Source organism: Microbacterium sp. (assembly GCF_031178445.1).
Taxonomy (GTDB): Bacteria; Actinomycetota; Actinomycetes; order Actinomycetales; family Microbacteriaceae; genus Microbacterium.
Genome location: NZ_JAPSIY010000018.1, coordinates 1 through 14,485 on the forward strand (window position 1 = coordinate 1; position 14,485 = coordinate 14,485).

Genomic DNA, 14,485 nt, shown 5'->3' on the forward strand with positions numbered 1-14,485 from the left:
CCGCGAACATCTTCACCAGCGGTTCGTCGTACGTCCGTCGCCCCCACGCCGACGTCTCCCCGACGAGATCGAGCACCCGCCTTGCGTGGAATGTCGCGTGGTCGATGTCGGCAGGTGAGAACCGCAGGCCGGATGCCGATCGCCACCCGCACATCTCGAGCCCGAACGCGACCGTCCGCCAGCGCTCCGCCGGCGGCGTGCCGTCGGCGATCGACAGGAGCAGCAGCACGGCGGCATCCGTCTCGGCGTCGCTGAGCTTGCGGTACAGGCCTCCGGCGATCAACCGCAGCTGCAACCGCGGATCCCCAAGCGCCTTCTTCGCGGCGGCGCTGAGCAGCAGCCGTCCCTTCTGCACGCGCACCAGGCCGATGCGCTGGGCCGTCTCGCGCAGGTTCGCGATCGGGGGAGTGAGGTCCTCGCGGTTGCCCTTGCCGATCCAGTCGTCGATCCAGCCGAGTTCGGTCATGCCGGCGAGCACGGTGTCGGGCGGCATCCACCCGGCCGAGGTGAGGGCGAGACCGTCGGAACCGACGGCGTCCATCAGCCACCCGAACGGGCGGATCATCCGTGCGGCCGTCTCGTCGTCGTACTCGACGGGCTCGAGCGCGCCGGTGCGGTGCAGGTGCTGGCGCAGCTCGGAGCGGATCGGCGGCGGCAGCTGCGACGCCAGCACCGCGATCGGAGACGCCTCGCTGACGTCGCCGGGCCGCCGGAACTGCTCGGCCTTGACCAGGCCAGACATGTCGTACGGCGACACCCCCGACTCCTCGGGCGCGAACTGCAGATTCAGCTCGGTCTGCACGCCGATGGGATCGAAGAACGCTCGATCCGCGGGTGCCCACCGCCCCACGGTCGTCCCGATCCAGTCGACGATGGACGCATGCTCCGGATGCCGCGGGTCGGCGGCGATCGCGAGCTTCTCGGCGTACCCGTGCATGCCGCCGGCATCCTCGAACGGCCCGCGGTTCGCGCCGTCCAGGAGCACGACGGGTGCCAGGTGCGGCGCGTCCGGCATCCGCTCGGCGACATCGATGCGGTGGATCCAACTGTCGCCGAAGTCGTACTCGTACCAGAGTGGTCCGCCGTGGTCCAGCGCGTCGTCGACCGTGAAGTCCTCCTCCGACAGCACGTCAGGGTGGGCATCCGGGAAATCCGGCGATTCCCAGCGGCGGCCCGACTCGCGAGAGAAGGGGTCGGCGTCGGTGAACGCGTGCAGGTGCATCTCGCGCCAGCCGAACATCGTCTGCAGCGCGAGGTGCAGGGTGCGCAGCCGCGCACCTCCGCGGATGTCGAAGGTGCGCCAGATCTCGGGATCGCTGTCGACAAGGCTCGCGCGCAGCCGGTACCGGGTCATGCGTTCAGCGTAGAGAGGGGTGCTGACGTTGCGACGGCTCGCTGCTGTGAGCTGACGAAACCGAGATCGTGATCAGCGCCCGCCGGCGATGATCGCGCGGAGGTATCCGGCGCCGGCGACGGCATGAAGGATCGCTCCGACCGACGCGAGGATCACGCCGAGCGTCGCCAGGGCCGCCATGGCCGGCAGGAGACCCGCTGCGACGAGGACCAGCCCGACCATGAGCACGGCGGTGCGCACCTTTCCGAGCACGGAGGCTGGTGTGACCCGCAGACGCGTCAGAATGCTCACGACCAGCAGGACGGCATCCACCCCGACGATCACCAGCGCGACCCAGACCGGAAGGTGCCCGCCGACCACGAGAGCCAGCGCGATCGCCGCTACTCCCACTCTGTCGGCGATCGGGTCGAAGAGCGCACCGACAATGCTCATCTGGTCAAGCCGCCGGGCGAGATAGCCGTCGACCCAGTCGCTCGCGCCGAACACGACCAGCAGCGCGACGGTCAGCTCCGGCATGACACCGCGCACGATGAGGATGAACACCGGCACGACGAGGAGGAGCCGCAGAAGCGTGACCGCGTTCGGCACCGTGACCCACCCGCGGCGGGGCGTGGGCTGCGTGACGGTCATGCGCGGCTCCTTCGCTGTCGCCGTGTCAGGTAGACCTCGGTCCACGATACGGCGCGAGCGCGCAGGCGAGGCCGCTCCCACATAACCGATCTGTCGGATCACGGCCTGACGTCATCGTGCAGCACGACCCGGCTCAGCTCGATCGCCCCGCGCGGCAGCTCCCAGTAGTGCAGCCGCCGCGCGCTCGGGGCGTTCTGCTCGATCGCCGAGCGCCAGCAGCGGGCGCCGTCCTCGCGCACGACGTACGGGTTGTCACCGCCGTCGCCCGAGCGCAGGCGGTGCAGTTCGCGGGCGGGGATCTCACGGTCGCGGCCGGTGATGGCATCCACGCAGGTGCGGATCGCCTTGCTCAGCTGCCCCTCATCGAGAGCGGTGAGCGACTGGATGAACCCCGCGCCGAGGCTGTACTCGCGCAGCGGCCAGCGGGTGCGCTCGCCGGGTGCGGTGCGGTTTCCCCAGGTGCGTTCGATCTCGAAGCGGATGCCGTCTTCGGTGGTGTCCACGTGCGACCGCTCTGCGGCGCGGCGGGCGTCGCGCAGGGCTCGGCCGGTCTCGCGGCGGTCCTGCGCGGCATCCTTCAGCCGGGTCTCGAGGGTGGCGCGCTCGGCGCGTTCCTCGGCGAGGCGGCCGCGCAGCTGCTCGTTCTCGGTGCGCAGCCGCGCGAGTTCGGAGTCGGCGGCGGGGGATGCGCCGGTCGCGCGGGCGACGAGGTTGGTCAGCGCGAGCAGGTCGCCGCGCAGGGCGGTGATCTCGCGCGCCATCGCGGTCACGTCGGCGCGGGTCGCGTAATCGGGGGCGGATGCCGAAGGAGCGGATGCCGGTGCCGTCGCGGTATCCGGCTCGGCGGCCGCCGGGGCAGCCGGCGCGTTCGGGCGGTCGGTGTTCAGCCACGGCGCGCCGCCGCGTACCAGCGGCAGCGGTGGGACCAGCGGGGCGTCAGGGTCGGCCTCGCTGCGGCTGAGCGCGATCTCGCCGTGCCGGCCGCGGCCGACGCGCACGCGGATGACGTCGCCGACGTGCAGCACGTCCCCGACCGGCCCTTCCCCGCTGTCGACGCCGCGGCGGCGCAGGATCGCGGAGACCCGCGGGTGCAGCTGCACGGTCGCGCGCAGGTCGGTGACCTTCACGACGAGGGCGAGGGTGCGCGAGCCGTCGGGGAAGGCCTTGAGGTCGGGGGCGAGCGGTTCGGGGTGCAGTTCCAGGCCGTCGAGCACGCCGCTGACCTTCTCGCCGACGACGAGCGCGGCCATCAGCGGGATGTCGGGTGGCAGCAGGTCGGCCGTCGCGGTGACGCTCGTGCCGTCGTCCAGGCGCACGATAGCGCGGTCGCCGCCGGCCACGAACCCCTGCACGATGCCGGTCGCGCGCCGGATGCCGGATGCCGGGGCCGACTCGACCGTGCGACGGCCGACCTGCGCGAGAGCGTCGTTGAGCAGATCGTGTGTGTCGGCCTGACCCGGGAAGCGCAGGTGCGAGCGGTGCCAGTCGGGGTCGGCGTGGAAGTCGATCGGGTACGAGCGGGCGGCGCCGTTGAAGACCTGGGTCATGGCCGGCAGGTGCCGTTCGAGGTGCTTCGACGCGGGGCCGGTCTGGATCGTGACGACGTGGGCGACGCCGTCGAGTTCGGCACGCAGGAGGTCGACGTCGAACAGCAACTCTCCCTCGTGGCTGGTCGAGATGAGTACCAGCGGGCGCTCGCGGGGTGCGAGAATCCGGGCCGCGAGGGACTCGGCCTGGGCGGTGGTCGAGACGTCGGCGGTCATGGAGGGAAGTCTAGGTCGGGGTGCTGACGTCACGGTGTTGCGGGGTTCGCCGGTCGACCGGGTGCGCGCTCCGCGGTTGCACGCCCACCCAGTCGCACGGCGGCGAGCCGGTCAGCTTGGAGCGCCTTCGCGAGCTGAAGATCTTGATCGAGCGCTTGGCTGCGGCATCGCGCTTGTCTGACGTGCGGGTGTTCGGCTCGGTGGCGCGCGGCGAGGAGATCACGGGCAGTGATGTCGATGTGCTCGTGATGCCGAACGACGGCGCAACGCTTTTCGACATCGCACGGTTCGAGCTCGACCTCGAAACGGTTCTCGGTGTGCCGGTGTCGGCGGTCTCCGCCGCGTTGCTCGACCGCGCTCGTGACCACGCCATCCTGCAGGAGGCGGCGCGGTTGTGAACGCAGAGGGATGCATCGCTGCGAGCTCGAGCTCTCGCGTCGCCATCGAGGCCGGAGGGATGCTGCGGGCCCGGTGTGACCGCGCGGGGGCAGGCGCGCCTCCAGCTGTCGTGATGCCTGCGGGTTTACCAGCGCCGCAGTGTTGTCGTGGACTCTGTGAGTTCCTTCCCCGTGGGCGGCATTACCGTCCACCCCTCGCGGGCGAGGATCTCAGCCGCCTCCCATTGAAGGTCACGGACAACGGTTCGCAGCTGGATGCGGCGCCAGTGCTCACGCCCGTCCTTCACGACTTTGCCCCAACCCTTTACTGAATCGACACCGCACTCCTCGATGACGAACTGGATCAGGTCCTCAATGCAAGGTCGGAACCGTTCCCCACCAACGGGAAAATGCAGGCGGGAGAGCAGGTGAGGTGAGTCCACCGACTTCGGGCGGTGCGCATGCGCCATGCTGAGCAGATGGGTCAGGGAGCCCCGCTCTGCGTGGAACTGCCAGTGCGCGATGGGCGCAGGGTGCATGTCGGCGCGATAGTCCATCCGAAACAGCGGCTGACGATCGAGAACGGAGTACGCGGCGCAGTCGGTCCGAACGTTTTTCAGGAAAGTGCCGGTCCGATCCGTGTCGAGATAGAGCACGATACTGAGCTCCGCAAGCTTCACACCGTTCACGAAGAGCGGTACGCGTGCAACTGAACCGTCCGGGTTGGAAGGCTGGACGATATATGTGTTTTTTCCAGCGACCGCTTGAACGTCCACGCTCGGGGCTCCTGGCAAGGTCGCCGCAAGTGTCTCGCCCAGCTCACGCGCGAATGCTGCAGCCTTCGGGGCGAGATCCTCAGTCATCAGGCAGAGAGGTAAGCCGGCTCACCGAGGAGGAAGGCGATGACATCCAACCTTTCCAGCGCATACCATTCGTCGCCCGAAAGCGCGCCGCGGGCAGCGTCGGCGCGAAGCGAAGCCTCGTCGCGGCCAACATCGTTGAGCAGCTTTTCACGCTCGGCGAGCAGCGCTTCGTCCGTCGTCGTGCGAACCTCACCCATGGCGGCTCCTTCCCCTCTCCTCAGAGTAAACCCGCCGCCTCCGACATCGGCGCGATCGGAGTTCCAGACCGCGAAAGCGGGCCCTCTGGGCGCAGTGGCCCTCGCCGAGCGCCGGAGGTCGCCGGTCGGCCTAGCGCCGACGAGGTTCGAGCCGGCGGCCGCGACGAGCCTCGCCGCGATGCCCTCCTCGCGAAGCACGAGCACGTACACGACCGGTGACTCGGCGTGATTCTCATCTGGTTTCTTACGGATGTGACATCGTGTCCTCATGACCGACGCTCGCACAGGCACGGCCGCCCACCCGCGACTCCTGTCGTTCGCGATCGGCGCACTCGCCGCAGTGGTCGGGCTGCTTCCGTGGCTTGTGCGTGGTGGCACGATGCCGTTGCAGAACCTGTGGGCGACGCGGACGATGCCCGACGACATGCCGTTCGTGCTGCTGCCCATCAGCCAGTACTACGCGATCGAGCTGTTCTCGGTGCTCTTGCTGGGCGGTGTGTTCGCCGGCATCGCCCTGCGCATCCTGCGTCGACACCGTGCGCTCACCGCGTGGGCGGCGGCGCTGGGCGTCGGGCTCGTGCACCTGGTGGCCGTGGTACAGAGCTTCACCGTTCTCGCCGCTGGGCTGGGGCTCGACTACGGCGGCGGCGCGAGGGCGCTGCTGTACTTCGCGGGGATGCTCGGGGGCGGCATCGCCGGGATGCTGTTGGCGCAGCTCGCGCTGTGGATGACGACGCAGGCATCGATCGGCGTCGTGTCGCTGGGCGTTGCGTTGGCCGCGGTGCCGTTCGCGGTATGGATCCGGGAGTGGGTCATCGCGGTCACGAGCGAAGTGACGCCGCCGATGTTCCTGCCTGACCTGCTGCGTTGGCTGCCGGCAGTGACCGTTGGAGCGGCGCTGGTCTGGTGCGGGGTGCGTCCGGCATGGCGGCTGATCGCGTGGGCCGCGTCGCTGCTGGCGCTCTGGGTTGTGCCCGGGCTGTTCACGGCTATCCAGGTCGGTCTCGGGATGCGGGTGCTGCAGGGCGACGTGGCGGAGATGGCCGCCGCCGGCGCGCAGATCTTCCCGGTGATCCTCGCGGAGTCGTGGATGCCGGCGCTCGTGGCGCTCATGATCGCCGCTATCGGGACGACCGTGCGAGCAGTGGTGGAGCGGGAGAGGACGTCACGCGAAGACCAGGATGCCAACGGGGCAGCGTCCGAGGCCGACGGCGACCGCCAGCCGGCGCTGGAGTCCTGAGGGTCGACGCGGCGGTCGCACCTCTCGTCAGCCGCAGACACCCTCGACGTCCATCGCGCGGATAGAGTGGAGGAGATTCTGTCTTGGGGGTGTGCTGCATAGATGCGGACTGATTCGCCGCTGTGGCGTGTCATGGGTGATCCCGCCCAGGCGCAGGAAGCCGAGGCGCTTGACAAGATTCGTCAGCTCCTGCCCGACGACGGGATAGCCCGCGCATGGGCGAACGTAACGTTTACGGACAACCAGGGGCGCCTCAACGAGGTCGACTTGCTCCTCCTGACCCGCACCGGCCTGTTCGTGGTCGAGCTTAAGGGATGGCACGGCAATATCACCGGCGATCAGCAGATATGGCGGCTCGGTAGCCGCGCTGAGAGGAATCCCCGCCTCCTGGCGAATGACAAGGCGAAGCGCCTGCGGTCGGTTCTGTCGGATCTTGCCCGCACCTCGAACCTCCCGACGAGTGTCGTTCCGTACGTCGACGAGGCAGTCGTCATGCACGGCCGGCGATCGCGGCTACAGCTGGATCGGTTTGGGTCCGAGTCCGTTTGGGCACTCGACGGCTTCGAAGTGCAAGGCCTTGCGCCCGACCGCGCGTTCTCGGTGCTCCTCGCTCAGCCGCCGAGGGGGGAGGCGATCGACCTCCCGCGGGCGAGGCAGATCGATGCGCTGATGGAAGCTGCGGGCCTGATGCCGCGTCCCCGTCAGCGCATGATTGGGCAGTATCCGCTCGACTCGGGTGAGCCGCTCGGCGAAGGCCCCGGATGGCAGGACTTCCTCGTCAAGCACCCGGACGGAGTGACGAAGCGACGCATCCGGCTGTTCGCCTACCCGAAGGGCGCAGATCGTGACACGCGCGCCGCGGTTGACCTGCGCGCCCGCCGCGAGTTCCGTCTCACGGACGGCGTCGTGCACCCTGGGATCGTCGGCCCCCTCGACCTCCTGACTCCAGAGGAGGGCCCGGCGCTCCTCTTCGCCTACGATCCCGATGAGTTGAGTCTCGAGGAGTATCTTGCGCAGCACTCCGACGACCTTACGTTTGAGGCGCGCGAGCGCATCGTGCAGGAACTGGCCGAACTTGTGCGTTTCGCCCACGGACAGCGGCTAACCCACCGGGCGTTGTCTCCGGTGAGCGTGCGAGTAAAGAATTCCGGCGACGGCTCCGTCACGGTACGGATCCGGGACTGGGACCTGGCGCGGCGACCCGACTCAGAGACCTCGACAGCAACTGTGGTCTCGCGGGGAATCACCGATTTGGTCGGAGTCGTGGATCCCGCAGCGCTCCTCTACCTCGCGCCTGAGACGCTGAGAAACGCCACCCCCGCCTCAGCGCAGACGCTCGACGTCTACGGTCTAGGGGCCGTTGCGTTCACGGTGCTGACCGGAAGACCGCCTGCACTGAACCTGCCTGCGCTCGAGTCGCTGATTGCATCGGATGCAGCGGGGCTGGATCCTCGGTCAGTCATGCCCGAGATCTCAGATCGGCTCGCCGACGTCATCGCGCGGGCGGCGGCGTTCGACGAGATGCACCGCACCCTGGACATCGCCGACTTCCAGTCCGCGTTCGAGGAAGCACGCCGCGAGATCCGCGACGAGCCCGCCGCAGCGCAGACCGACCCACTCGACGCATCGGTGGGTGACATCATCGGCGGTCGCTTCGAGATCTCGCGTCGTCGCGGTGCGGGGTCGACGGGCGTGGCGCTCGAGGTCCTCGACTATGAGGAAGGCCGCGAGGGCGACATCCTCAAGCTTGCGAAAGACGACGCCGCTGCCGCCCGTCTTCGGATCGAAGCGTCGGTGCTCGACCGGCTCGACCACCCACGTATCGTGAAGCGGCTCGACGGTCCGCTTACAGTCGGCTCCCGACAGGGTCTGCTGATGACGGATGCCGGTAGCGAGACGCTCTCCGACCGCATCCGTCTCGAAGGCCGCGCCACTATCGAACAGCTCGAACGATACGGCGCCGACCTGTTCGAGGCGATCGCGCATCTCGAGCAGCGCGGCGTGTTTCACCGCGACATCAAACCATCGAACCTTGCCGTCAAGCCTGATCCCGGCACCCGCAAACCTCGCCTTACGTTGTTCGATTTCTCCCTGGCAGAAGAGCCGCTGGCGAACGTCAAGTCAGGGTCACGGCCCTACCTCGACCCATACCTGGGCGTGGGGGCGCGCCGACAATATGACTCGGCGGCCGAACGGTTCGCGATTGCCGCGACGCTTTTCGAGCTCGCCTCGGGTGACCCGGTTTGGTGGCCGTCTGGCGACGCGCCGGCGGGCGCGACAGACGCTCCGGTCGTGCAGCAGAGCATGTTCAACGCGGGTGTGGCCGAAGGTCTCGTCGCATTCTTCCGAACAGCACTCTCGCCCGACGCGACTACTCGGCATCCCTCGCTCGATGCGATGCGGGCAGCGTGGGTGACCGCGCTCGCCGGCGCGACGGTCGACGACGGTGGCGCCGAAGCGAATAATGCAAAGGCGGATGCTGCAACCCTCGATACTCCTCTCAGCGAGGCAGGCCTCAGCGCACGAGCCCTCTCTGTGGTAGCGCGTGTCAACGCCACAACCGTTGGCGAGCTGCTCGGCGTGCCGCCTATGGTCATCAACCAGATCCGCGGCAGCGGCGAGCAAGTGCGCCGCGAGATCACCTCCCGCATCCGACAATGGCGCAGCAGCCTCGCTCATACGACCACGACGACCGAAGTTCCAGCAGGCGTCGGCCGGCGCGCCGTTGAGAACTTCCTGAGCGGGATTTCCGCCAAGCCAGGCGAGTCGCCCGAGGAGCGATTCAAGCGACTGCGCAGGGGCGGCACGCTCAAAACCGCGGCCGACGATGTGGCTCGGTGGCTCCGCGACCTCGAGGGCATCGCCACCGTCGACGAGCTCGCGGCGAAGCTGCTGCGCGAGTACGGGTCATCAATCGACGACGAGGACCAGCGTACGAAGGTGGCCACAGCGGTCGTTCAGGCCATCCTTGAACTGGATGCCCGCTATCGTGACCCCAAGTTCGTCTTTCAGCGGGCGGCCGACCGCACGCGCATCGTCGTTGCGTACGCCCCCGAAGACGGTTCGGGTATGAGCTTTGACGATGCGGAAGCACATCTCGAGTCGCTCCTCCACCGGGCTGCTCTCGTCGACACGCTCCTCGAGACGAACGACATCGTGGCCGCGACGCGCTTGCGTGAAGAGCTACGGGGCGACGATGAGAAGCCGTTGCGGCTGAGTGACGCCCGCATCGCTCAGCTCGCGATCGGCTTGTCTGCACAGGGGCGGATGTCGTCGATGGGCGAGGCCTACCGAGCCGACATGTCGCCCGCGCGTGCGGTCGAGCTGGCTCTGCGATCAGCCGCGACGCGCGAAGTCGCGGTGGTCACCATCGAGCAGCGCGTGCGTGCCCGCTTCCCTGCCGTCCACAGCATCCCGACACGCCCCGCACTCGACGCCGCCGTGAGAGCGGCCATGCCCTACCTCGAATGGCGAGGAGAGCTCGGCAAGTATGCGATGCGCTCGACAGACGCAACGTCAGTGACGGCGACCGGATCGTCGACGACGTGGGGACGCGCGGCCGGTGACCCCGCAGTGGCGGCTCGGCTGCAGGCGTCGATTCGCGACCGCAGCGCTCTTGCTCTAGTCGTGTCACGGCGACGGCCGATGTCGCTCGCAACGTCGATGCTCGCGCACGGGTACGGCATGCGGGTTGTCGACCTGGCGGATGCGGCGCTCGACGCACTACGCGCGACCGCCGCCGACAAGAAGATCCAGTGGCAGGTGGTGCTCGATGCCGACCGAGCGGAGGCTGGCACCAGTGCTCGCCGCAACCTGCAGAAGCTCGCGCGCCTCGCGATCGTTCCTGTGTGGAAGGGCCTCCTCGACTCGCCGCAGCCCACCCTTTTCATCAACGCGGCGGTGCTAGCTCGCCTCGGACTGGTGGATCTCATCAACTCGGTGATGGACATGTCCACGCCGCGCGCCGCCGCCCGCTGGTTCATCCTGCCGCGTCCGCTTACCGGGAGCACGCCCGACCTCGACGGTGTGCCGATGCCGTACGGTGCAGACGGCTGGCTCGAACTTTCCGTCGAGGCCGTGGTACCGCCGAATAGCGCAGCCAACAACAGTCCAGCCCCCGCCGAACCTGCTCCCGCTCTCACTCGAAAGGCCGGCACCTCGTGATCGACTCCGCCGCACTTCTGGCTGACCTCAAGCGGGAACTGAAGACGCTCGAGGCCGACCTGCGCATGCGCGCAGAAGACCAAGATTCAGTCTGGGGCGCTCGGCTCAGGGACGAGTATCAGCGTGCACAGGCACGTGAGCGGACAGGACTCGCATGGATCGACTGGCGCGATGGGGAAGTGGCGCAGGCAGGTGTCGCCTGGATCATTGCGACGGTGTTCATCCGCTTCTGCGAAGACAACGGCTTGCTCGTCGGCGCGACGAACGGCGGGCGCCCGGCGGCGCAGCCGTGGATCGCCGCACCTGGCGACGGGCTGGAACGGGCGGTCGAGAACGAGGCCGCGTTCTACGCGGCGGCGCCGACCATGACCTCGCGCGACTGGCTCCAGCAGGCATTCGGCGCGCTCGCTGATCTGCCGGCCGGAGCGCCCCTGGTCGACCGGAACCACTCAGCCGTGTGGCACGCCGAGATCTCGGCGACGGCGGCTGACGGACTGCGGGACTTCTTCCGTCGCACGACTCCTGACGGTGCGCTCGTGCACGACTTCAGCGACCCCGAATTGGGCACTCGATTCTTGGGCGATCTGTACCAAGACCTCTCCGACTACGCCAAGAAGACATTCGCGCTGCTACAGACGCCGGACTTCGTCGAGCAGTTCATCCTCGACCTCACCCTCACGCCCGCGATCAAGGAGTTCGGTCTCACCGGACTCAAAGTGATCGACCCGGCGTGCGGCTCGGGGCACTTCCTGCTGGGCGCCTTCGACCGGCTCATGACTGAGTGGTCGAGAACTGCGCCGGGCCTCGACCGCGGGGACCGTGCTCAGCGGGCACTGGACTCGATCCACGGCGTCGACCTCAACCCGTTCGCCATCGCGATCGCACGCTTCCGTCTGACGGTCGCCGCGATCAAGGCCGCGGGAATCTCCACGCTGGTCGCGGCGCCCGCGTTCCGGTATCACCTCGCGATCGGTGACTCATTGCTCGGTGGGCAGAGCCCAGAGGCGAAACTGGATATGGGTGACGGTGAGTACTTCGCGTACCAGGCCGAAGATCTCCAGGAACACGCCAACATTCTCGCCGCGGGCCGATACCACGTCGTCGTCGCCAACCCGCCCTATATTCAGCCCCCAGACGCCGCGCTGCGCGATGCGTACAGGGCGCGCTACAAAACATGCCACGGCAAGTATGTGCTGTCGGTTCCATTCATGGAACTGCTATTCCGGCTCGCGAAGCAGTCCGATGCTGCGGGTGGCGCCGGGCACGTCGGTCAGATCACCTCCAACTCCTTCATGACCCGCGCGTTCGGTAAGCGACTCGTGCAGAACTTTCTTTCTGGTGGTTTCACCGGGACCGAACCTGCCCATGTCGATCTCACTCACGTCATCGATGTCTCCCGTGCATGGATTCCTGGGCACAACTCCGATGGGACCCCGACGGTGATTCTGGTTGGTCGACCGCGTCGACCGCTGGAAGACACAGTCCGGTCTGTGCTCGGCATACGCGCTGAGTCCGCGCAGCCAGCGGTTGCTGCGGACGGACTTGTGTGGAGGGAAATAGTTGAGCGCGTCGACGAGCCCGGGTTTGAAGGGACCTATGTCTCAATCGTCGATCTTTCTCGTGCAGTGTTCGCCGTCTTTCCGTGGTCGCTCTCAGGCGGTACAGCAGCGCGACTGAAGGATGCAATCGACGCAGCAGGTGCGACGGTGGTCGACAACGAGATCGCCGAGATTGGCGTTTCCGTAGTCACTGGAGAGAACGAAGCGTACGAAGTCCCCTCCCACTTCGCTGGAACGAGCAGGACGCTCGTGGTTGGAAGCCAAGTGCGAGACTACGCAGTAACGGGGTCACCGCATCTATGGCCGTACGACGACCAACTTCACCCTGTTCTCGATCCGGTGAGCCAACGATGGATGTGGCCCTTTAGAACGGTGCTTCGTTCGAGCTTGTACTTCGGAAAGACGCCGGCGGATCGGGGCCGAGAGTGGTATGAGTATGCATTCTTGAGTCGGTCGAAGTATCGCACTTCCCACTCAATCGTCTACCCTGAACTCGCTACCCACACGCACTTCGTGCGAGATGCCGGGGGAAAGGTCTTCAATCAGAAGGCGCCCATCATCAAGTTGAGCGCGGAGGCCGATCCGTCGGCCTACCAAGACCTTCTTGGGGTGCTGAACTCGTCAGTAGTGTGCTTCTGGCTGAAGCAGTCGGCTCATGACCGGGGCACGGGTCAGGAAGCCTGGGAATGGCGCTACGAGTTCACGTCCGGGCGTATCAAGGCGATCCCACTCCCGGTGGATCGTGCGCGCGATACTGCCCGCCTTATAGACGAACTTGCAGCTTCGCTGGAGGCTCTCTCGCCTCGCGCTGCCATTCGCCGTGATGCGGAGATCTCGATAGCTGAAGCGTGTAGCGAATGGCAACGAATTCGCGGTCAGATGGTGGCGCTACAGGAGGAGCTCGATTGGCGGATGTACGCAGCGTTCGGGCTCGCGGGAACCGATGTCGTCCTGGAGCCCGAGACTGAGCCTCCTGCAATCCAGCCGAGTCACCGACCATTCGAGATCCTTCTCGCCCGCCGTGTCGCGGCCGGAGCTGCGAAGACCGCTTGGTTTGCTCGTCACAAGCGCGTCATGCAGACGGAAGTCCCGCAAGAGTGGCCGGCTTGGTATGCCAGCCTTGTCGAGCGCCGACTCGCGGCGATAGATGCCAACCCTGCCCTTCGCCTCCTGGAGCAGCCGCAGTTCAAACGTCGATGGGCGGATCCAACCTGGGAGGAGCTTCTCGCAAGCGCAGTGGCGGACGCGCTGAAGGATCGGCTGGAGGCGCCCGAGCTCTGGCGCGACGGATCAGGACGTCCCCTCGTGCGATCGGCCGCACAGGTTGCGGATGAACTGCGCCGTGACGAGCGAGTGCGCGAACTGCTGACGCTTCACACCGGCTCGCTGGACTTCGATCTAGCGACCGAAATCGGGAAGCTTCTCGCGGCGGACGCGGTGCCTCCATTCGCGCCATTGCGGTACAAGCCCGCTGGGATTGAGAAGTTTCGCGCGTGGGAGCGCACGTGGGACTTGCAGCGAGCCGAAGACCGGGGTGAGCGCGTCAGGGTTCCCGTACCGCCAAAGTATGGGCAGGCGGACTTCCTCAAGTCGAACTACTGGTCCATGCGAGGCAAGCTCGATGTCCCAAAGGAGCGGTTCCTATCGTTCCCGGGCGCGAGGCTTCCGGATGACACGACCGAGCTCTATGGGTGGGCCGGGTGGGACCATTCCGAGCGAGGGCAGGCCATCGCACGTCTCGCCAACGAGATGTCACGAGCGGGCGCAGCGGACGACCAGATCATTCCCCTTGTCGGCGCGCTGATCGAACTTCAGCCGTGGCTCGACCAGTGGTACAGCGACATCGACCCGCGCTCGGGCGTGAGTCCGGCGGCCGCGATCTCTGGCGCAACCAGCGCTCTGCTCGGCCGTCTCGGCATCGGCGCCGACACCGTTCTCGCGTGGCGCCCGGCGCCCGCGACTCGTGGAAGGAAGAAGGTATGACCTTCACCCTCAACTCTCCTCTGCGGGATCTCATCGACCTGCCTCAGCGTGTCGAGGCCGCCGACTTCGTCATCAAGCTCGACGAGGGCGTTGCGCGCCATGAGCAGACGATCCGCGACTACGTGGTAACCGAGGCGATCGCCGAGGCCATCGCCCAAGGGCTCGACCTCGTCGCCGGGTCGCTGAGCCGTCAGTCGTCGCGCGGTGCGTTCCTCGACGGGTCGTTCGGTTCCGGCAAGTCGCACTACATGGCGGTGCTGCATCTGTTGCTGTCGGGCCTCATCCCGGCGCGCCAGATCCCCGGGCTCGAGGCCGTGGTCGCGGAGCGCCAAGACACCCTTGAGCGGCGACTACT

Annotated in this window: 10 protein-coding genes; 5 read left to right on the plus strand and 5 right to left on the minus strand. The window is 67.3% G+C overall.

The annotated features are described in order from the left end of the window. The 3 genes from RIN43_RS15925 to RIN43_RS15935 form a co-directional block, all read right to left on the minus strand. The coding region (locus tag RIN43_RS15925) for a plasmid pRiA4b ORF-3 family protein (protein ID WP_309129905.1) at positions 1 to 1,354 on the minus strand (1,354 nt) is incomplete at its 3' end. A 72-nt stretch (positions 1,355 to 1,426) separates the two neighbouring features. After that, entirely contained in the window at positions 1,427 to 1,984 is a 558-nt protein-coding gene (locus tag RIN43_RS15930) for a CDP-alcohol phosphatidyltransferase family protein (protein ID WP_309129906.1), read from the minus strand. A 98-nt stretch (positions 1,985 to 2,082) separates the two neighbouring features. Further along, complete coding sequence (locus RIN43_RS15935) at positions 2,083 to 3,747, minus strand: hypothetical protein (RefSeq protein WP_309129907.1); 1,665 nt, start codon at positions 3,745 to 3,747, stop codon at positions 2,083 to 2,085. 20 nt (positions 3,748 to 3,767) lie between these two features. Between RIN43_RS15935 and RIN43_RS15940 the strand changes: the two genes are divergently transcribed. Next, positions 3,768 to 4,145, plus strand: coding sequence for a nucleotidyltransferase domain-containing protein (locus tag RIN43_RS15940; RefSeq protein WP_309129908.1), 378 nt, complete (start codon positions 3,768 to 3,770; stop codon positions 4,143 to 4,145). Between the two features lie 125 nt (positions 4,146 to 4,270). Here the strand turns inward: RIN43_RS15940 and RIN43_RS15945 are convergent, their stop codons facing one another. Together RIN43_RS15945 and RIN43_RS15950 are read right to left on the minus strand one after the other, a co-directional pair. Beyond that, complete coding sequence (locus RIN43_RS15945) at positions 4,271 to 4,987, minus strand: hypothetical protein (protein ID WP_309129909.1); 717 nt, start codon at positions 4,985 to 4,987, stop codon at positions 4,271 to 4,273. Next, on the minus strand, positions 4,987 to 5,394 hold the full coding sequence (locus RIN43_RS15950) for a hypothetical protein (protein WP_309129910.1): 408 nt from the start codon (positions 5,392 to 5,394) through the stop codon (positions 4,987 to 4,989). Before RIN43_RS15950 ends, RIN43_RS15945 begins: the two co-directional genes overlap by 1 nt. 58 nt (positions 5,395 to 5,452) lie before the next feature. Between RIN43_RS15950 and RIN43_RS15955 the strand changes: the two genes are divergently transcribed. The 4 genes from RIN43_RS15955 to RIN43_RS15975 form a co-directional block, all read left to right on the plus strand. Beyond that, positions 5,453 to 6,424 (plus strand): hypothetical protein, encoded by a 972-nt coding sequence (locus RIN43_RS15955; RefSeq protein ID WP_309129911.1) that lies wholly within the window; start codon positions 5,453 to 5,455, stop codon positions 6,422 to 6,424. A 132-nt stretch (positions 6,425 to 6,556) separates the two neighbouring features. Beyond that, on the plus strand, positions 6,557 to 10,588 hold the full coding sequence (locus RIN43_RS15965) for an NERD domain-containing protein (protein ID WP_375163764.1): 4,032 nt from the start codon (positions 6,557 to 6,559) through the stop codon (positions 10,586 to 10,588). After that, a complete protein-coding gene (gene pglX / locus RIN43_RS15970; RefSeq protein ID WP_309129913.1) occupies positions 10,585 to 14,130 on the plus strand; it encodes a BREX-2 system adenine-specific DNA-methyltransferase PglX in 3,546 nt (1,181 codons plus the stop codon). Before RIN43_RS15965 ends, pglX begins: the two co-directional genes overlap by 4 nt. Continuing rightward, positions 14,127 to 14,485: DUF6079 family protein (locus RIN43_RS15975; protein ID WP_309129914.1), on the plus strand; the 359-nt coding region annotated here is incomplete at its 3' end. The genes pglX and RIN43_RS15975, both read left to right, overlap by 4 nt.